Below are 20,178 nucleotides of genomic sequence, written 5' to 3' on the forward strand. Positions count from 1 at the left end.
ATATGTTTGCTACAATGCGGCATGAAAAACAGCAGCCGATCTCCCATCCTGGCGGCCGTCGCCGCGCCAAAACAAACCGCGCTGATCTTCGCCGAACCGCCGGCCAAGCCTACCAGGGCTGCTGCGCCGAAGGCGAATACTGCGCCGCCGGCAAACCCATCGAAATCCGTCCGAAAACCCACCCCGCCGCCAGTCGCGGCGGCTGCCGCCCCGACGGCGCCAGCGCGTTCACAGCGCAAAGCCGCCGGCGCGCCGCCCAGCGCCACCCGCACGCCCCCGGTGAATGTCGCCGCCGTCTCGGAGAAGCCGGCAAAGTCCAACCTGTCCAAGACGCCCCCAGCGCCTGCCGTAAAGACGTCCGCTGCGGCGGCAAAACCGGCGGCGGGGCAGGTTTCACCGCCCCTTCGGAAAGAAGCGGCAAAGCCCCCGGCGACTCCGGCGGCTGCCGCGAAGCCCGCAGCGAAGGCGGCGGTTGCCGCAAAGGCGGTGAAACCCACCGCGCCGCCGATCAAGACGCCGGCCGTCAAGCCAGCGGCCATCAAGACACCGACCGTCGCCAAGCCTCCCATGAAAACCTCTGCTAAGGCGTCGGCGGTGAAGACTGCGTCCAAATCGACCGCCGCGCCTGTGCGGGCGCCGCGAGTTCCTGCCGCGCCCCCGGAGCCGATCCTGGAGCTGGGACGGATGTGGCGGATGAGCGGGCGGCATGGGGTGGCGTATGTCAAGAACGCGCAGCTGGCGGTGGAGCTGCTGAATATCGAGCCCCGGAACTTGACGAAAGAAGCGATGGCGGTCTATTACGACCGCAAGGGGCGGGCTTTTGCCTGGCAGATCCGCATCGACACGGCGCGCTGGGACGACCTCGTTCGTCGGCTTTCCTGACACAAGCCAAGGCGTCCGCCATTGACCTATGGGCGGCGAAACCAGTATCATAGGGGAATGATCGATTACAGCAAGACCGCACCGGCGACGCAGGGCATGGAGGCGGGCCGATGAGCGACGCGTTTGAGTCGCATTACGGCAGTCCGAACGAAAGCCCCGGATTTCAGCTCTGGCGCGTCAGCAACCTCTGGCAGCGGCAGATCCGCAAGGCGCTGCAGCCGTTCGAGCTGACTCACGTGCAGTACGCCATTTTGACCGTGACCGCCTGGCTCTCCGACCGCGACGAGCCAATGACCCAGGCGGAAATCGCCCGTTTGGCCGGCACCGACGAGATGATGACCTCCCAGGTCGTCCGCGCCCTGGAAGCGCGCGGCCTGCTCTCCCGCGAACGCCACCGGCAGGATTTCCGCGCCTTCCAAATTTTGGTCACCGACGCCGGCCGAGAAATGGCCGAAAGCGCCCTCAAGTGCGTCGAATCCACCGACGAAGCATTCTTCACGAAGCTCGGCGACGAATCCCCGTACCTGACGTATCTGCTCAGCCGGCTATCAGAAACGGAATAGTCTTTTGGGGTGGCGCGAAGCGCCGGGATAGGTAGAATCCGGAGAGGTCGCCTGAAGGCCAGGGGTGGGTTTGCCATCGCAAGAGATAGAACGCACAAAGGGCGCAGGCAAATGGATTTGCCAGCGCCCCAAACAAAATCGCAGATCAGCGAATCACGGTCGAGCCAGACGTTTGTTCTTCATCGATCGCCTCATCATCCCGGTCGACTTCCGTTCCCGGATCGCCGCGCAGAGCGGGGGTGCGTTCGTAGCCGCGCCAGGCTTCGCGCTCGCGTGCGATCTCGTCGTCTTCATAGGCGGGCGCATTGGGATCGTATCCCGAGTAGCCCGTGCTGTGGAAGTGCTCGGCGCGGCGGTCGATATCGACCGCGCCGTGATTGTGAAAGACTTCCAGCGCGCGCTGCGCCAAATGCTCGGCCGCCGTCACGGTGATCAGGGTTCCGCCGCGACGGACGCCTTCCGCGTAGTATTTGGCGTGCTTCTCCGGAACGCCCGCCTCCACGAGGGCCGCGATCACGCCGCCGCTTTGCGCGCCGGCGCCGGCAAGCGTGGCGATCAATGGGCCGGCCGCGAAAATCGCGCCGATTCCAGAGAGCGACATGGAGCTCATGCCGCCGGCCAGCAGCCCGCCCATCGGAACAATCGCCACGGGATCCGTGATTCCCGCGTCTCCTCGTTCATCCCGGATCTCACGCGCGCGGTCCACGGTGTAAAGCTCGTCCCGATCACTGAATCCCGCGCCCCGGCGATTGGCCGCGACGCTGATATTGTCACGAGAGATTCCCGCATCGGTGAGGCTGCGCACCGTGGCGCGCGCGTCTTCGAATTCGTCGAACAGACCGACGATCGTTTTGGCCATGATTTCTCACCTTCATTCCCAGCCGCCGGTCTGTCGCTCACGCACCTTCGAACGACGCCCGTACGGTTACTTCTTCACCGTCAGCTGATTGATGACTTGCTTGACGCCCTCGATCTTCTTGGCGTCGGCGACGGCCGCTGAGATCGACGCCGCGTCGGCTTGCGTCCCGCGCAGCACGACGGTCTCGCTCTTGGTGTCCACGTTGATATCCTTCGCGGCGACCTTCGAGTCGACGATCAGCGCATTCTTCACCTTCATGGTGATCTGCGCGTCGCCAATCGCACCGTTCGGATTCGTCGACGGCTTGTTCATCATGGTGCCGCCCGGACCGCCCGGCGCTGTCGCCGGCGGAGCGTTCGTCGTCGCGGTGGCGCCGGCCCCAGCCGCCGGAACCGGCGTCATTGTGGAGGGCTGCGACGGAGGCGGAGCCGTTTCTTCGTCCTTCTTGCCGCAGCCGGCGGTCAGCGCGACGGCCAGAGCCGCCGCGAGCGAAAGCGCAGCCCACCGATTTTTCGTAACGCCGCTCATTTGGTCAGTCATCCTTGATGCCTCCTTGATAATCCTCTTCCTGCGAACATGCAGGAACAAATCGCTTATACCCCAGGCGCGCGGCAAGCAAACTTCATTCACGAGAATGCAACTTTTCCGGCCGGTTACTGTCTCACCCTACAGAGCAAGAGTTTTCAAGGAGTATTTATGAAATTCGCATTCGGATTTGCCGGAGTCGCCACCCTCATTTTGGTCGCCGGCGTAAGCCGGGCGGACATTACGACCGTGACGCATATGAGCATGGATATGCCGGGGATGCACAATGGGCCTCAGATGCCGGCGGCGGCGCAGGCGCAGCTCGATTCGATGAGCAATACGACGACTTACATGAGCGGGCATAAAGTGCGCACGGACAGTTCGTTTATGTCGTTCATCGTGAATCCCGACGCCGGGAAGATGTGGTTCCTGAACAACACCGCTCATACCTACACCGTCACCCCGTTCGACGCCGCGCAGTCCAAGCAAATGATGCAGAGCATACTCAAGGGGCGCGCCGTGGACATGAACGCCGCGAATTATAAGGTCACCGACACCGGCCGCACCACCAAGATCCTGGGCCATACGGCGCGGCATTATATCGTCAAAATGTCGATGACGCTGATGGGGCAAGCCACAACAATGACTCAGGATATTCTCGCGGCGCAGGATCTGTCCGCGGCGGACACCGGCGCGTTTGGAGGCGGATCTGGGCCAGGGCAGGTGCACGGCCTGCCGCTTGTCACGACCACGACTTACCACAGCGGCCTCACCGAAGGCATGATCTCAAAGCAAGTCGTCACGTCACTCACCACAACCCCCATTCCGGCCTCGACATTCGATCTGCCCGACGGTTACACGCTGACGGAAAACAAAGACACGACCTCGGGCATGTTTGGGAAATAACGCTCTCGCAGCCCTGAGTTTATCCGATGAAAAGCGCGTCGCTCAAACGTGGGCGAGGCGCTTTTTTGGATTCCAAGCCGATCGTTTCCTCCGCCCGCCTCCGAACCCCCTATTGCCCTGCGGCGTTTCCTCCGATAATTTGGCGTGATACGCCGTCTTCCGTCTGCGTCGCGTCTGCAAAAGGCGCTCGCGACAAGCTCATGGAATCGGCGGCCAAAGGAGTTCTCATGCGTCCTCGCACGATCAGGATCGCTTTACATACCGTCGCCTTGCTCTGGATCGCCCTCGCCGCCGCGCCGAAAATCGCTCATGCGGACCCGGCGATCGATACGCTTTCGCCCACCTCCATTTCGGCAGGGACGGGCAGCGTCACACTGACCATCACGGGAAGCGGTTTCGATACGTCATCCCAGGTTCGTTTCAACGGCGACTTGCTGGCGCCGGCGTCGGTAACGCCGGCGCAAATCACCGTCACCGTCCCGGCGGCGGATACCGCCAGCGGCGGTTATATGAGCGTCTCCGTTGTTGGAGCCTCCGCAGAATCACCCTTCAAGCTCTTTACCGTCCAGAACAACGCCCCACAGATCGCGGCGCTGGTTCCCAGCACCGCCTTCGCCGGCGGAAACTTCTTTACGCTGACGCTCATCGGTTCAGGTTTCAACGCGCAGACGCAGGTTATCTTCGGCCCAGACCAACTCACGCCGGACACGGTCAGTCCCACTCAGCTGACGGTCACGGTGCCGGCCGGCGAGATTGTCAACATCGGTCCCATCACCATCTCTGCGGTCAACCCGGACCCCGTGACCGGTTCTTCCAATACCCAGACGTTCACAGTGATGACGCCCGTTCCAGTCCTTGCCAGCGTCGCCCCCAGCGCTATCGTTGCGGGATCGCCGGATACGACGATCACGCTGACGGGACAGAACTTCCGAAGCGCATCGACCGCGCAGTGGAATGGCGCCCCGCTGGCGACAACACTGATGAGCCCCGCCTCGCTCACGGCCGTCGTTCCCGCCGCAAACCTCTCGTCCGCGACCACGGCGAATGTTACCGTCTCGGACCCGGATTACGGGGTCTCCGGCGCCGTCTCATTTGTCGTTACGCCGCCGGCTCCGACGGCGTTATCGCTGAGTCCCAGCACCGCGAATAGCAGCGATCCCGACTTTACGCTCACCGTCAACGGCGTGAACTTCCTCGCGAACTCGACGATCAAGTGGGGCAACACCGTCCTCACGACAACATTTGTCTCGGCCACACAGCTCACGGCCGTCGTTTCGTCGAATTTTGTCTGGACTCCCATCACGGCGCCGATCACGGTGACGACGCCCATCAACGGCAAGACGGTCGTGACCGCGCCGCTCACCTTCACCGTCAACGCCAGTATTCCGACGATCAGCACATTAAATCCGGCGACCAAAGTCGCGGGAAGCGCGGGATTTACGCTGAACGTCACGGGAGCGAAGTGTCTCAAGGGCGCTGTGATTAACTGGAATGGAACCCCGCTGCCGACAACGATCATTTCCTCTGGTTTCCTGACGGCGAATATTTCGGCCGACATGATCGCCACGGCGGGAACGGCCGCCGTCACACTGACCAACGTCGGCGCCAGCGCGCCGTCGAAGCCGCTCACCTTCCAGATCACGCCCCAACCGACGCCAAAGCTCACCTCGCTCAACCCGAGCACGGTTTCCGTCGGCGCGGCCGACACCCAGATCACCATAAGCGGCTCCAGCTTCCGAAGCTCCTGTGTGGCTCAGTGGAACGGGGTCTCGCTGCCGACGACGTTTGTCAGCGATTCGTCGCTGACGGCCGTGATCCCCGCCGCGGACTTGGCCGCCGCGACATCCGCGAACATCACCGTTTCGGATCCGGACGCCGGCGTCTCCAACGCCCTCCCGTTCACGGTGACGGCGCCTACGGCGCTGTCGCTCAGCCCAAATTCGGCGAATAGCGGTGATCCGGACTTCACGCTGACGGTCAATGGCGCGAACTTCCTGGCGAACTCCGCGATCAAATGGGGCGACACAATCCTGGCGACCACGCTCGTGTCATCCAGCAAATTGAGCGCGACGATCCCCGCCGCTTTGGTCTCGGCTCCTGGCTCGGTCTCCGTCACCGTCACCACGCCGATCAAAGGCGCCGCGATCGCAACGGCGGCGCTCACTTTCACGGTCAACGCCAGCGTTCCGACGATTACCGCTCTGACCCCGTCGTCGGAAATCGCCGGCGACCCTGGATTCATGCTAAGCGTTACCGGAGCCAGATGCCTGCCGGGCGCGACGATCAATTGGAACGGCGCTCCGCTGCCGACGACATTCGTCTCGTCCAGCCTGCTGACGGCCAGCGTCTCGGCGGATAAGATCGCCAATTCGGGAACGGCGTCGATTACGCTTTCCAACCCCGGCGCGGCGCCGTCGGCTGCGCTCTCCTTCCCAATCGCCGTTCGGCCGATCCCGGCGATTACCGCCCTGACGCCAAACAGCGCGCCGGCGAAATCGCCTGATGTCACGATCCTTCTCAGCGGCGCCTACTTCAACAGCCGCTCCGCCGTCCGTTGGAACGGCGCGCCGCTGCCGACCACATTCGTGAGCGCCAGCGCGCTGACCGCGACGATTCCGGCCGCGAATATCGCGGCGGCGGGAAGCGGCGTAATCACGGTCTCCGATCCGAACTATGGCGTCTCGAACGGCGTCCTGTTCACGATTACCGCGCCCATCCCAGTGGCGCTCTCGCTTAGCCCTAACTCCATCTACAGCGGCGCCTCGGATTTCACTTTGACGGTAAACGGTTCGGACTTCCAGCCCGGCTCGGTGATCCGCTGGAGCAATATGTCCCTGCCGACCACCTTCGTCTCGCCAACCCAGCTGACGGCCACGGTCGCGGCCAGCATGGTCTGGACGCCCACGACCGCGCCGGTCGTCGTCTGCACGACCCTGAGCGGCAAGATGGTCGCCACCGCGCCGCTGACATTCACGGTCAACCCGAGCACGCCGATCATCTCCACGCTCAATCCGCCCTCCAAGGTCGCCGGAGCCGCCGCCTTCACGCTGACCGTCACGGGCGCCAAGTGTCTGAAGGGAGCGACCATCAACTGGAACGGCGCGCCGCTCGCGACCACGATTATCTCGTCCGGCATGCTCCAGGCGAATATTTCGCCGGACATGATCGCCAACGCGGGTTCGGTCGCCGTCACACTGAGCAATGCTGGGTCCGCGCCATCCGTCCCGCTCACCTTCCAGATCCTTCCGCGCATCGCGCCGACGATCACCAGCCTGAGCCCCAATAGCGCCGCCGCGCAGTCCCGAGATATTCGTCTGAGCGTGTCGGGAACGGGTTTCACCAGGAATTCCTCTGTCTGCTGGAACGGCGCGCCGCTGACGACCGCGTTTGTGAGCGCCGCCACTCTTGTCGCGATCATCCCGACATCGGATCTCACCACGCCCGGCTCGGCGGCGGTGACTGTCTCGGACCCGGACTACGGCGTGTCCACACCCGCCGCATTCACCGTGACGGCGCTGCCGACCCTGACGGCGCTTAGCCCGAACGCGGCGAAAAACGGCGACCCCGACTTTACGCTCACCGTCACCGGAACGAATTTCCAGGCAAGCTCCGTCGTCTGGTGGACCAACATGCCGCTGGCGACGACATTCGTCTCAGCCAATAAGCTCACGGCGACGGTTCCCGCCGCCTTTATCGGAGCGCCGAATACATTCGCCGTGACTGTGACCACGCTCGTGAGCGGGAAGTCGATAACAACGGCGCCGCTGAGCTTCACGGTCAACCCCTGCACTCCGATCATCAGCAGCCTGACTCCGGCGTCCGCGCTCGCCGGCGGCGGGTCGTTTACGCTGACCGTGCGCGGCTCCAAGTGTATGAGAAGCGCCACGGTCAATTGGAACGGCGCGCCGCTTGTAACCACCGTCCTCTCCTCCGGAGTGGTGACGGCGGTCGTACCGGCGGAGAATATCGCCTCGGTGGGCGCGGCGTCCATCACGCTCTCCAATCCCAGCGCGGCTCCGTCGTCCGCCCTCACGTTCCAAATCGCCGCGCCGCCCACGCCGAAGATCAGCGCGCTGAACCCGAACACCGCCGCCGTGACGCCGGCGAGCACCGGGGCGGCGTCGGCACAGAACGCGCCGAGTGTCCAGATCCTCGTCACCGGATCGAACTTCAACGCGAGATCTGTCGTCTGCTGGAACGGAGCCGCGCTGCCGACGGCGTTTGTGAGCGTAACCTCGCTGAAGGCGACGATCCCGGCGGCGAACCTGACGGCGGCGGCCACGGCGAGCATCACGGTCAAAGACCCCAATTACGGCGTCTCCAGCCCGGCGCCGTTCATGGTGATCGTACCGCCGCCTTCCGTGACGACGCTCAGCCCAAGCTCGGTCAATAGCGGCGCGACAAACTTCACTTTGACGGTAAACGGTTCGGACTTCCAGCCCGGCTCGGTGATCCGCTGGAGCAATATGTCCCTGCCGACCACCTTCGTCTCGCCAACCCAACTGACGGCCACGGTCGCGGCCAGCATGGTCTGGACGCCCACGACCGCGCCGGTCGTCGTCTGCACGACCCTGAGCGGCAAGATGGTCGCCACCGCGCCGCTGACATTCACGGTCAACCCGAGCACGCCGATCATCTCCACGCTCAATCCGCCTTCCAAGGTCGCCGGAGCCGCCGCCTTCACGCTGACCGTTACGGGCGCCAAGTGTCTGAAGGGAGCGACCATCAACTGGAACGGCGCGCCGCTCGCGACCACGATTATCGCATCGGGCGTGCTTCAGGCGACTATCTCCACGGACATGATCGCGACCGCAGGTTCGGCGGCTATCACGCTGGCCAATCCCGGCTCCGCGTCTTCCGCGCCGCTTACGCTCCAGATCACGAATCTCTCAGGAACGGGCTCATCCGCCAAGTCCTGATTTCACCGCAGCCATTTCATTCCGCGCATCGCCGACTTCTGGAGCGAACGCCGTCCGCAAATTTTGCGGGCGGCGTTTTTGCGTCACTTTTGGATTTTATTGCAAAAGGCGCGTCACAAACGTTTTTGTGAATCGTCTTATTATTGTGCGCGGCTTGCACCCGAAGAGCGGCGCCCAAATGACGAAGGTTCGTCACATAATTTACTCAAGAGGTGAAAGCCATGTCCACAGAAACATTGATTAAGCCTACAGAAGAAATGTTAACCCAGGCGTCTACATTTCACACGTTTCCACTGCCGCATCAGTCCAGTTTCGCTCCGGAAGTGTTCATCCACCGCAGCGAAATCCCCAGCTATGTGCTTGCCGCGGAAGCCAACACATACGGCTGGGACACCGTCAACTGTATCCGTCTTCCCATCGTCAACGAGGTGCTCAAAAAATCCCAGCAATTTCCCGCCCATCTGGAGATGACGATCGATGAATCGACGGGCTGGAGCATCGCGGCGGACTTCGACGCCTGGCAAGTCGCCCAAGGCGGATCGGGCGCTATCCTAATGATGAAGCTGCCGCTGAAATCCGCCGCGATGAATTACAGCGCCGGTGAAAACAACCAGAAAACGCTGAACATCACCAACGGATACGCCTTGATTTCGATCAAGCTGCGATATCTCCCGCAGGCGTCTCCGGCCCGCGCCGCCGGAGACAATCCGCTGGAGATCGAGCAGCTGCTGTCGGACCCGTTCCCGAGATCCAGCGACGATCCGGCGGTCGTCGTCCAAAAAATCGACTACGGTTCCGCCACGCCCGATGAGGTCGCCAAGAGTCTCTTTGTGGCGGCGTTCTCGCTGCTTATGACCGACAATCTCGACAAATTCACCCACATATTCGCGGTCGTGAACCTCAACGCCAAAGCTGCCCACGAAGAGTATCTCTGGCTCAAACCGACCTACACGAGCTATGCGTATTTCCAGGGACTGGATGAGAAAAGCAGTTACTTCGCCGTCTTGAATCAGACAGAAGGACGAAGCACGGATGGGCTGACCAATCAGGCGCCCGGCTCCGCCATTCCCGCCGACTGCGACGCCGCCATTCTGATTTCCCTGCCGCTCTTCCTCCAGAAGGTGATGCTGCCGGGCATGACCCGCGCGTTTACTCAGGCGCCGGCCGACGCCTTTATCGTGAAGAATTTGGGCCAAGTCATTGAAAACACACAACGAGTCAAGATGAACTCCGTGAAAGTCGCAGGCTCCAATTACACTCCCTATCTCGATGAACTGGTGCTGCAAGTTGTGGGCGACGAACTTCAGATGCAGACTCGCGTCTCCATCAATATCAGTCCCGGCATCGACGCTTATGTCAACGCCACGTATTACAACGCCATCGGTCTGGTGCAGAAGCCGGACCTCACGTACACCCTCGACTTTGAACAGAGCCGGGATCCCATCATCGAAAGCTATTACAAGGTGGCCCCCGGCGTCATCATCACACAGATCATCGTCGGAATGATCGGTACGATCATTGGAGCCGTCGTCTACGAAGTCCTCAAGGAAGGCGTCATGCGGGTGATTATCGTGGCGCTGATTACGATCGTGTCTGGCGTCGCCGCCGCCACGCCGACCATCATCGCGGAGGCGGTGAAAGAAGGGCTCACCTCGGTGCTGCCGGGGATCGGCCCGCTGGTGAACGACGCGACCGATCCCGTGCAGTGGCCGTCGTCCTCCGGATTCTCGATTAAGACGGCGGAGCTGAATGGCTCGTTTCAAATGGGCGGAACGCTGCTGAAGTAAGCGGCGCACCGACACGCATTAAGATGCATGCGGCGTCCGCCGGACGCGATGCATCGCCTCAAGGAGAAGAAAATCATGAGCGGCGCGAGCACATTAATTCGTCCAAAAACATTTCGAAACTATCGCATTCCGCGCTACGACGAAGTTCGCCCAGACTTCTTCGTCCCGCGCCATTGGATTCCCAAAGAGCTTCTGGCGTCCGAGGCCGATACCCAGGGCTGGGATTGCGCCAGCGCAGTTCGGCTTCCTCAGGTCAATCAAGCCCTCGCCAAAGCCAACGTCTCCCCCAAGGATTTTCAGCTCACCGTCCAGAGCGGATGGGAGATCGAGGGCAAATTCGGGCTGTGGACGATGGCGCGCGGAGGATCCGGCTCCATCGTCTTTCTGAAGATGCCGCTGAACGCCGTTACCATGAAGTTCAGCGGCATGAACATGAATTTCTCCGGCGGCTCGGCGACGATTCAAGTCAAATTGAATTACCTCCCGCAGCCTTCCGATAAGCCCGATCCTCAGAAGGGCGATCAGAACAATCTGGTCACCAATCCAACACCGCGCTCCGCCGATGATCCCGCCGTGGTCGTGCAGCGCATCGATTACGGCCCCAATCCCGTGCCAGACGAAATGAAGGCCCTATTTCTCTACGCCCTGGGAAAATGGTTCAACGAGAACCTGGCGACGTTTAACTACGTCTTCGCGGTCGTGTCCTTGAACCAGCTCTCCACATTCCCTCAGTTCCAGTGGCTGAAGCCGACCTATACGAGCTACGCCTACTATAACGGAGGCAAGGATGATCCGGACGAATCGGCGTACTTCGGAGTGCTGACGATGACCGGCGGACGGTCTCCCGACGGCCTGGCGAACCAGCTCCCGGCCAGCGCCATTCCGGTGGGACTGGGCGGCGGCCTGCTGATCGGCATGAAGCTGTATCTGGAGAATCTGGTCCTGCCCGGCGCGCTCGGGGCGTTTCCCAAGGCGAGCATCAACGACTTCTCCATCACGAATGACAATACGTCGATCGTCCTGAATCACAACATGGAGATGGAGCCAGTCACAGTCGGGCTTCTCGACTACACGCCGATCGCCGAGGAATTCATCCTCCAGATCGTCGGCGAAGAGATTCAAACCCGCACGAAGATCCACGTTCCCATTAGCCCCGGAATCGACGCTTACGTCACCACCGAAAGCTGGTATAAGCTCAAGCTCACCACTAAGGACGATGGGAAACAGACAATCACCTGGGAAGAATCCCGCCCCGCCAAGAAGGATCACTGGTATGTCAAAGCGACATGGGTGACGATCACTGAGGCCATCGTCGCGATCATCGGAGCGGTCGCGGCGTTCGTCGCGGGCAAGATCCTAACGGGAATCGTTCGCGTAGTGGTGATTATCATTATCGCTATTGTTGCGGGACTTGCGGCGGCGGTCCCGGAGCTGATCGCCAAGATAATCTCCGACGGAGCCGCCAAGGCGCTGCCGCCGATCGAGAAGATGCTCGAAGAGTTTGTGCAGCCCGTGGAATGGCCCGATACGCTGAGCTTCCTGCTCAAGAGCGTTCAGCTCAACGGCTCATTCCAATTGAGCGGGGACTTCGTCATGGCGGGCGGCTAGCGCCCAGGTGGGCGCCGGGAAACCGGCGCCCACTTCATTCAGGAGAATCCACCCGATGAATACTTATGGCTGGGACACGGTCTTTATCGTCAATGAAGACCGAATCAACACGATCATGGCGGCGCATAAAGATACCGTCACGCAGTGTTTTGAGATGGCGGTTCCAGGTACTCCCACGCAAAAAGCGTCCGGCCTCTTTGGCGCCTGGCAAGTGGCTCAAGGCGGATCGCACGAGATCATCCACCTGCGTTTACCCATCGATCAAGGCGTGCTTTCCTCGCCGGACGGCCCGATCAACCTGGCGGGGCTGACGCTCGTGATCGCGGTGCAGCTGAGATGGCTCGAAGTCCAGGGAAACCAGAATCAGCAGGCGCTAAAGTTCGATTACCGCAGGCTGGCCGAGCCCAACAACCCGCCGACACAGGACGAACTCTCCGTCATTGAGCTGCGCGATCCGGATTCGGTCCTCACTCCCGCGCAGAACGCGCTTCTCTCCTACGCCCTCGGAAAGTACCTCGTCGCTAACGCCGACCAGGCGCGCTTTACGTTTGCGACCGTGAATCTGGTCCCTCCGACCATTAACTCGTGGCTGGCGCCAAAAAAAAGCGCCTACGCGTATCTCCAAAAAGAGTCCAGCGATACGGGCTACCTTGTCATCTTCAGCGTCACCACGGACCGCGACATCTCGAATCTCGAACGAAGAGTCGATGAGAAGGCGTTTCCCACGGCGACCAATGCGTCGTTCTTGATCTCGGACAAGCTCTTTCTCCTGAATTCAGTCGCGCCCGCGCTCGCCAAGGCGTTCAATACCAACTCTGAGGCGTTCGTATTCATGGAGGGTGAGCGTACACTGCGAAACAAGCACGCGCTCTGGGCGCGCACCGTGCGCGTGGGGCTGATCGATTACACTCCATCGATCTCGACGCTGATCGTGCGCAGCGGTGAGAATAACCTGGATGGGATCTATTCGGGCAGTGTGGATATGCGGGCCGGCATCATGCTGTACTACAACATTCACGCCAAAAATCCGGGATACTACGACAGCGGCAACGGGATGCTCGCGTTCCAGCCAGATCCCCATCCGGTCGAATCGCATAATGCGGATATTCCGTGGTGGTTCTATCTGACGGGGATCATCGTGATCGCGATCGTGGAAATCGTCGTCAAGGTCATCTCGGACGATCTCGCCAGACAGATCACGGACGACAACCGGGAGCGGCTGGCGCTGGGCAAAAACCCGCCTTCGTCCATTAGCTGGGGCTATGATTCCGGCTGGTCGGTTTCCTTTGTCGGCATCAACGGCGCCGTCTATCTCCATGGAAACGTCTGATCGGATTTGAAATGGCGCGCCGCTGCGCCGGGGAGTGGGAAGCTTTGGGAAGCAATGCTTCCCTTTTTTTCACAAGACAGGCCGGCGGATCGTCTTATTGATAGACGCCGTGGATCGGCGTCCAATTCGACGCCCAGTGAGGATTCGGACGTATCGGCGATCTAACCGCGAATGAAGCTCCAGTTTGTTTGGCTCCGGATGGCGCTTGCCGCGAGTTGGACTCGTTTGCGCGCATTTGTGTCGGTGATGCCGACGCGGCGAGCGATCTCCGAATACTCCATCTCCTCGTACTTGCGCAGCCGGTAGACGTCGCGCAAGTGCGCCGGCAAATCGTTGACCGCGTTGCGCAAGTCCTGAGAGCGCTCTCGTGTCAGCAGGATGCTTTCCGGGCTCGCGGCCTCCAGGCGCGGATCGGCGATGTCTTCTTCCGCTTCGTCGGTGTTGACCGTGCGCAGCTCCGCGCGGCGCCGGCGGCGCAGATCGTCGATACAGAGATTTTTCGTCAGGCGGATCAGCCAGCGGCGCTGCAAGCGCGCATCCGACATGTCCGAGCAAAAGGAATACAGCGCTTTATACCGCGCGCTCGCCATGGCGTCTTCCGCATCGTCATGGCGTCCGCCCATATAGCGCAGGCAAATCCGAAACAGCTCCTCCTCGTGGACACTCCAGCGAGACCAAAAAGTTTCTTGTGCTGACGGCGGCATTTCAGTTCTCCCATTCGCGGCGCCGTGACGATTACGACGCGAGATGAGGACATACTACTGGCCATGCCTTAACGCACCCTTAAATCCGAATCGAAAATAAATTCACAAATAAAAAAGAGGGTGGCCGGAGCCGCCCTCTTTCCACAATAAACGTTGACGGGAAGAGATTACTCTTCGCCGTCCTCCGTGTCGTTGTGCTCCGCCAGCATCGGATGCGAGCCGCTTGAGACAGGACCGCTCACTCCCTGCCCTACTCCCTCCACGGTAAAGTCGGTCACGGAATAGCCAGTCGTGACGTTCCAGTTCGAATAGGGGCAGTAAATGTTGGGATTGGTCAGCGTGACCTGTGTCGGCGGAATGGGATTGAAATATGTCCCCAAATTCGCCGTAGCGATTACCGTTCCCTGATAGCTATAGGTCAACGTGACGGCCACGGGCCAAGGCGGGTTTCCGGCGGTTCCCGTACCGACCGCGGAGATCCGTCCCAGCGTCACCGTCTCCTCATCAAGCGGCGGATTGATCGTTTTGATCGCGATCGTGGTCAAAGATCCCGAAGTGAAAACATCTTCCGGCTGACCGGATAGTTCTGTGTTGAGCTCCAAACAATATCTCCTTATCGAATCCTGTTCTATCTGATCCTGGCGTAATCGAACGTCTGCGGAATCCGTAAGTGCTGGATAGGCATATCTCGGTCGATCGAAGCGACATTTTCGGCAAGCGTGAGTAATTCCGGCTCGGTCATCGTCGTCCACGCAGCCGAATCGACAAGCCTCCTTTCTTCGTGAGTATCGCCCGTCAAAAGCGGCGTCAAAATTTGAAAGCGCGCATCCTCAGTGGAGTTCGACGGAAACCTTCCGATATTTTGCAGATGATCCGATAGGGCGGCGAGCCGCGCGGCCGATTCCGGACTGCCGGAGTGATGCGCCATCAGCGCCATATCACGCAGGGAATCGGGAAAATTGGAGCGGTCGTTCAGTTCCCGCCGAATCCGCCAATTCTCCTGAAACAGCTTGCGCGCCTCCTCGAATTCCTCGGAGACAATTAAGACATGGCCGTAATTGCGCAGGGCGTTGGCGAGCGCCAGACGGTTGCCGCTGCGCCAGAGCACCGGGATCGCCTCGGAAAGGCGCGCGCGAGCCCCTTCGTAGTCGCCCGAGCACTCCTCCACTCGCGCCAGATTACTCAAAGCCATCGCCCGCTCGACAGTATCGCCCAGCCGGGAATAGCGCTCAATGCTTTCCAGGAAGTAGTGCTTCGCTTCCTCAAGCCGTTCCTGCTCCGTGAGCACCAGGCCGAGATTGTTCAGCAGGCACGCCTGCTCCGATTCTTCCGGCATCGCGGCCAGCGCCCCGCGAAACATCGCTTCCGCCGACATCAGATCTCCATCCGCCCAGTCGAGCGCGCCGGCGGCGTTCTGCGCGACCCCGCGCCAATGCGGGTCGCCGGCTAGAGGCTCGTCAAGCAGTTCATGAAGGCGCCGCCGCCCCTCCTCCAGGAATCCCCGGATGAGCCAGAAGCGATGCAGCGACGAGGCGAAATACAAACGGCGATCCTGAGACGCCGGGTATTGCAGCGCCAAGCGCAGGTTTGCGCACTCCTCGTCGAAACACTGAAGCGCCGCTTCGGTCTCCGAACTCTCAACTTTCTGCCCGATCGCGTGGGCAAGATCGTAGTAAAATCGCCAGTGCCGCGTCCGAATCGTCTCCGCCTCATCCGACGCGGCCAAGAGCTCGGCGGCGTACTCGCGCACCGTCTCCAGCATCCGATAGCGCAGGCCGCTCGGCGCTTCTTCCGCCAGGACCAGGCTGAACTGGCGGAGACGCCAGATGTGCTCGAAGATTTCGGGATCGTCGCAGATCCGCCCGGCGGCGTCCAGCGTGAATCCGCCATGAAATACGGAGAGCCGCCGAAACGATCGCGCGAGATCCTCCGGCAGCAGGTGATGGCTCCACGCGATTGCCGCGCGCATGGTCTTGTGACGGTCCGGGGCGTCCCGCTTCCCGCCGGACAGCAGCGCGAACCGGTCGCTGAGCTGCTCCAGCATCTGCTTCGGGGTCAGCACGGAGCTACGGGCGGCCGCAAGCTCAATCGCAAGCGGGATTCCTTCCAGGCCGTGGCAAAGACTGAGCAGCGCGCCGGTATTGGCCGCCGTCATCTGAAAATCGGGCCGCACGATCCGGGCGCGGTCCACGAAGAACTGGATGGTCTCCGACCGCGCCGCTTCCTGAAACGACGCCGACGCGGGAGGCGCGGACAGCGGCGAGACGACAAATTCCTGCTCGAAGGACAGCCCAAGCAGACAGCGCGACGTGATCAGACAGGTCAGCCGAGGAGATCGCTCGATCATCTCCCGCACGGCGCCGGCGGCGCTATCGACGAGCTGGTCGAAGTTGTCCAGGATCAAAAGCGTCGGCTCTTCGGCGAAGGCCGCGGCGGCGGTGTCGGACAGCGAGGTCCCCAGCGGCGCCGAAACGCGCAGCGCGGTCAGAATGCCGCGCAGGAACGCTTCTTCCGTGTCCACTCCCGTCAGCGGGATAAAAAACGCGCGCCCTCGCCACCGATCTTCCAGGCGGCGCGCCGTCTCCAGCGCCAGTCGCGTCTTGCCGACGCCGCCCACGCCCGAGAGAGTCACCAGGCGCGCCGGAGCGTCGAGAAGAATTCGGGAAAGCTCCTCAATCTCGAGCACCCGGCCAAAAAATCGGTTGAACGACAGCGGCAGCGACGCCGGTTCGCCGCTCGGCGCGGCGATGGGCGGGAACGCCGCCGGCAGTCCGGGAGCCGCCGCCTGGAAGATGCGGACGATATCGCCGGCGAGCTGGTAGCGCCCCAGATCCCGGAAGCCGACTTCCAGAACGCAGTCCTGGCGCAGCAAAAGCGCCGTCGATTCGCCGCAAAGGATCTGCCCGGAGTGCGCCGACGCCAGCACGGCGTCCAGGCGCTCCTGAAAAGCCCGCCGGCGCGGCGCCGCGTCGTCCACATCCCCCGAGGGCAGATCGATCGTGTCCAGCGCCATCCGGACGCCGCCCATCTCCTCGGCATCCTGCCGCAATACGCGCTGCGCTTCCAGCGCCGCCGCAAGGGCGTCCGCCGCGCCGTCAAACGACCACCGCAGCGAAGACCTTTCGGGAGAAAGCGCGGAGCCGCCGTTGGCGCGCGCGCAGCGCTCGATCGTTTCAAGGCGCCGCGCGCGGCGCTCCCGCTCCTCCTCTTCGTCCACCGGGCGCGCCGGCGCGCCCACGTCTCCCACGGCCTCCGCCCATAGGAACGTATATGTCCCATGGGCGGCAGAGCCGGCCGGAGACACCGAGCCGGCGGCGATCGTCTCCGACTGCCTCTCAAACGCGTCAGCGCTCACCGGAGACGCGCCTTGCGAGGGAAGCGAGTCCCCCAGCCGCTCCAGCGACGGCGACGGCGAAGATCCCGCTCGCTGAAGGATCTCCGCCACCCGGCGATAATGGGCAAGCGCTTCCGGCAATCGGCCGGCCTGTTTTAAGATCTTCAGAAGTCCGAAATGGATATCCTCACGCAGCGGATCCATTGTGGATCCCAGATACGCGAGCTCCATGGCGGCCTCAATGTCGCCCCGGCGCGCGCGGTCCTGGATGAGCCAATCCAGCGTGTGGAAGTATTTTTCCTCTAAGTGACGCTGGTGGGGCTGGATCCAGTCATCGTAGAAGCCGCCCAGCAGCGGCCCCCGATAAAGGTTGAGCGCCGCGCGGAAAAGCACAGACTTTTCCACGTCGCTGGCGCACTTCTCGGCTTTGCCGAGCAGATGGACGAACTCCGCGACATCGGTCGTCACGGCGTCCGAGCTCATGCGCACGGTCGATCGATCGGCCACAATCACCGAACCGGCGGGAGACAGCGTTCCCTCCAGTTGGGCGCGCAGCGAGGAAAGCGCGACGCTCAGGCAGTTGCGTCCCGCTTCGAGGTCTTGATCGGGCCAAAAAAGGTCGATCAGCGCCTCACGCGTGTGGCTTCGCCCCCGATGATACGCAAGATAAGCCAGCAGCCCCGCGATTTTGTGGGTCCGAAACCGGGTGATTTCGAACTCCCCAAAATGGGCGGAGATATCGCCAAAGAGCACGATTTTCCATGGCTCATTCATGATGCCGATCAGCCGCCTTTATCGAGTGACCAGAGGAACTTTGTGGGGTCGGTGATCTTGACTTCAGTGTTGGCGATTCCGGGAGCCCAATTCGTTCCCGCCGCCAGCGCCGCCGGCGTCATCCAGTGGACATGGCCGTCGCAGAACGCGACGTTTCCGCCGCCATGATGCCGCGCGTCGAAACTTCCCGTCGATGTCGGGTCGGCCCCCAGGGTTGGATCGTCGCCGGTGGATCCCACTCCCCAGCCCTGCGTGTAAATGCCGCAGTCCGTGGGAGGGAGCGCGACCGCCGGGCTGTCGACAAAGTCGCTGGCCAGCGGCGCCGACGTGGCGTCCCCAAAGAGTTTGACGTCCGTCAGCATAACCGTCCGCGACGGCTCCTGGATCTGCGAGAGATTCACCGGAGGGCCGGCAATAATGGCCAGGCCGTAGTTATCCGTCAGTATCGGAGTCGTTTCGCACGGCTGCCAGGGGTTGAGGTAGTTGTAGTTGTAGCCGTAGGACGGCGACGATTGCAGATGATAAAAGTTGGCGTCCGTTGGGGTTTGCCAGGCGTTGCGCGGATCGTGCTCGGCGTCGGGGCAGCGTAGGATACTCCAATTTTTGGCGTACGGCTGCACAACGCGGGCCCAGGTAAAGTAATCATTGGGCTTGACGGCGCCGTCCACGGTGTATTCGACCATGGGAACGGTCTCGTCATTGTCTTGAATGTACTGGAGGATCGACATCGACAACTGCCGCAGATTGCTGGAGCACGACGTCTGCCGCGCCTTCTCGCGGGCTTGCGCGAACACAGGGAACAGAATCGCGGCGATGATTCCGATGATGGCGACAACTACTAAAAGCTCGATCAGCGTGAACGCGCTGAGACGGGGTTTGGATATGGCGGGCGGAAGCGAGCGCTCATGGGTCATCACAGCGGTTCTCCCTATCTGAACCGAGCAAGATTGCGTGGCTCTCAACGAACGGCGTGTCGCTCTGGGGACCGGCGAAAAGGCAATTGAGACACGAAATCAACCGGATATATAATTATGACTGAGTGGGGAATGGCTGTCAACTGCCGGACAATATTTTGGGCCGGATCGCGTGCGCAAGCGCGCACGCGATCCGGCCCGGAAAACTCACACCGCGCCGTGCTGGAAGTCGGCGTATTGGACCATGGCGCCGTCGACATAGATCTGCGAGCCGTTGATGTACTCGGCCTCGGACCCGCAAAGGAACGAGACGACGTTCGCCACATCTTCGGGCTGGCCGATGCGTCCCCACGGAATTTTGGCGTTGAGCAGCTTGGAGAGCTCAGGATCGCCCCAGACATTCTGGTTGATCGGGGTGGCGATAGCGCCGGGACAAACCGTCACCGCCCGGATCTTGTGCTCGGCGAGCGCGACCGCCATACATTTGGTCAGCATGGACAGGCCGGCCTTGGCGCTGCAATAATGCGCGAAGTGCGACCACGGAATCACATCGTGGACGCTGGAGATATTGATAATGACGCCGCCGGTCTGGTTGGCCGCCATCCAGCGCGCCGCCGCCTGCGCGACGAGAAACGGACCGGTGAGGTTGACATCGATCACGCCGCGCCAGACCTCGGCGGGCATCTCCAAAAACTCGTGGTCGTTCTCATACCCCGCGTTGTTGACGACGATATGGATACCGCCGAGCTGATCGATCACCGTCTGGATATCCTGCTGGTCATTGACGGCGTCGGCGACATTTCCTTCCACCGCGATCGCGCGTCCGCCGGCGTCCGTAATCGCCTTGACCACGGCGTCGGCCTTGGACGAATCTTTGCCAAACCAGCCAACCGCGACCGCCGCGCCGTCGGCGGCGAGCTTCTTGCACATCGCGGATCCCAGGCCGCCGTCGCCGCCCGTCACAAACGCCACCTTGCCCGCGAGCCTCTGCCCTGTGTCATTCGCCATGTTTCCGCGTCTCCTCAAGATTGTAAATGCGATCAGCCCCATAGTACCCAGTTTCCGCCGGGTAT

At 61.7% G+C, this 20,178-nt stretch carries 14 protein-coding genes; 7 read left to right on the plus strand and 7 right to left on the minus strand.

What is annotated here, in order from left to right; translation table 11 throughout:
- Positions 1–21 precede the first annotated feature (21 nt).
- Both D5261_RS04920 and D5261_RS04925 read left to right on the plus strand, forming a co-directional pair.
- A complete protein-coding gene (locus tag D5261_RS04920) occupies positions 22–882 on the plus strand; it encodes a hypothetical protein (protein WP_125205922.1) in 861 nt (286 codons plus the stop codon).
- Positions 883–992: 110 nt separating this feature from the next.
- Positions 993–1,445 (plus strand): MarR family winged helix-turn-helix transcriptional regulator, encoded by a 453-nt coding sequence (locus tag D5261_RS04925; protein WP_119320965.1) that lies wholly within the window; start codon positions 993–995, stop codon positions 1,443–1,445.
- Positions 1,446–1,590: 145 nt separating this feature from the next.
- On the opposite strand, the gene D5261_RS04930 is transcribed toward D5261_RS04925, so the two are convergent.
- Together D5261_RS04930 and D5261_RS04935 are read right to left on the minus strand one after the other, a co-directional pair.
- Entirely contained in the window at positions 1,591–2,304 is a 714-nt protein-coding gene (locus D5261_RS04930) for a hypothetical protein (protein WP_119320966.1), read from the minus strand.
- Between the two features lie 66 nt (positions 2,305–2,370).
- Positions 2,371–2,844, minus strand: coding sequence for a BON domain-containing protein (locus D5261_RS04935; RefSeq protein WP_119320967.1), 474 nt, complete (start codon positions 2,842–2,844; stop codon positions 2,371–2,373).
- Positions 2,845–3,000: 156 nt separating this feature from the next.
- On the opposite strand from D5261_RS04935, the gene D5261_RS04940 reads away from it, so the two are divergent.
- The 5 genes from D5261_RS04940 to D5261_RS04960 all read left to right on the plus strand — a co-directional run bounded on the left by D5261_RS04940 (position 3,001) and on the right by D5261_RS04960 (position 13,379).
- Positions 3,001–3,735, plus strand: coding sequence for a DUF4412 domain-containing protein (locus D5261_RS04940; protein ID WP_119320968.1), 735 nt, complete (start codon positions 3,001–3,003; stop codon positions 3,733–3,735).
- Between the two features lie 227 nt (positions 3,736–3,962).
- A complete protein-coding gene (locus D5261_RS04945) occupies positions 3,963–8,654 on the plus strand; it encodes a beta strand repeat-containing protein (protein ID WP_165864121.1) in 4,692 nt (1,563 codons plus the stop codon).
- Positions 8,655–8,875: 221 nt separating this feature from the next.
- Positions 8,876–10,441, plus strand: coding sequence for a TULIP family P47-like protein (locus D5261_RS04950; protein ID WP_119320970.1), 1,566 nt, complete (start codon positions 8,876–8,878; stop codon positions 10,439–10,441).
- Between the two features lie 75 nt (positions 10,442–10,516).
- Complete coding sequence (locus D5261_RS04955) at positions 10,517–12,049, plus strand: TULIP family P47-like protein (protein ID WP_165864122.1); 1,533 nt, start codon at positions 10,517–10,519, stop codon at positions 12,047–12,049.
- A 55-nt stretch (positions 12,050–12,104) separates the two neighbouring features.
- On the plus strand, positions 12,105–13,379 hold the full coding sequence (locus D5261_RS04960) for a TULIP family P47-like protein (RefSeq protein ID WP_119320972.1): 1,275 nt from the start codon (positions 12,105–12,107) through the stop codon (positions 13,377–13,379).
- A 161-nt stretch (positions 13,380–13,540) separates the two neighbouring features.
- Here the strand turns inward: D5261_RS04960 and D5261_RS04965 are convergent, their stop codons facing one another.
- The 5 genes from D5261_RS04965 to D5261_RS04985 all read right to left on the minus strand — a co-directional run bounded on the left by D5261_RS04965 (position 13,541) and on the right by D5261_RS04985 (position 20,113).
- On the minus strand, positions 13,541–14,083 hold the full coding sequence (locus D5261_RS04965) for an RNA polymerase sigma factor (RefSeq protein ID WP_119320973.1): 543 nt from the start codon (positions 14,081–14,083) through the stop codon (positions 13,541–13,543).
- 167 nt (positions 14,084–14,250) lie between these two features.
- Entirely contained in the window at positions 14,251–14,685 is a 435-nt protein-coding gene (locus D5261_RS04970; protein ID WP_119320974.1) for a hypothetical protein, read from the minus strand.
- Between the two features lie 26 nt (positions 14,686–14,711).
- On the minus strand, positions 14,712–18,191 hold the full coding sequence (locus tag D5261_RS04975) for an AfsR/SARP family transcriptional regulator (RefSeq protein ID WP_119320975.1): 3,480 nt from the start codon (positions 18,189–18,191) through the stop codon (positions 14,712–14,714).
- 8 nt (positions 18,192–18,199) lie between these two features.
- A complete protein-coding gene (locus D5261_RS04980) occupies positions 18,200–19,105 on the minus strand; it encodes a DUF1559 family PulG-like putative transporter (RefSeq protein WP_119320976.1) in 906 nt (301 codons plus the stop codon).
- Positions 19,106–19,312: 207 nt separating this feature from the next.
- Complete coding sequence (locus D5261_RS04985; protein WP_165864123.1) at positions 19,313–20,113, minus strand: SDR family oxidoreductase; 801 nt, start codon at positions 20,111–20,113, stop codon at positions 19,313–19,315.
- Positions 20,114–20,178 lie beyond the last annotated feature (65 nt).

The sequence above is a fragment of the Capsulimonas corticalis genome (genome assembly GCF_003574315.2).
GTDB classification, from domain to species: Bacteria; Armatimonadota; Armatimonadia; order Armatimonadales; family Capsulimonadaceae; genus Capsulimonas; species Capsulimonas corticalis.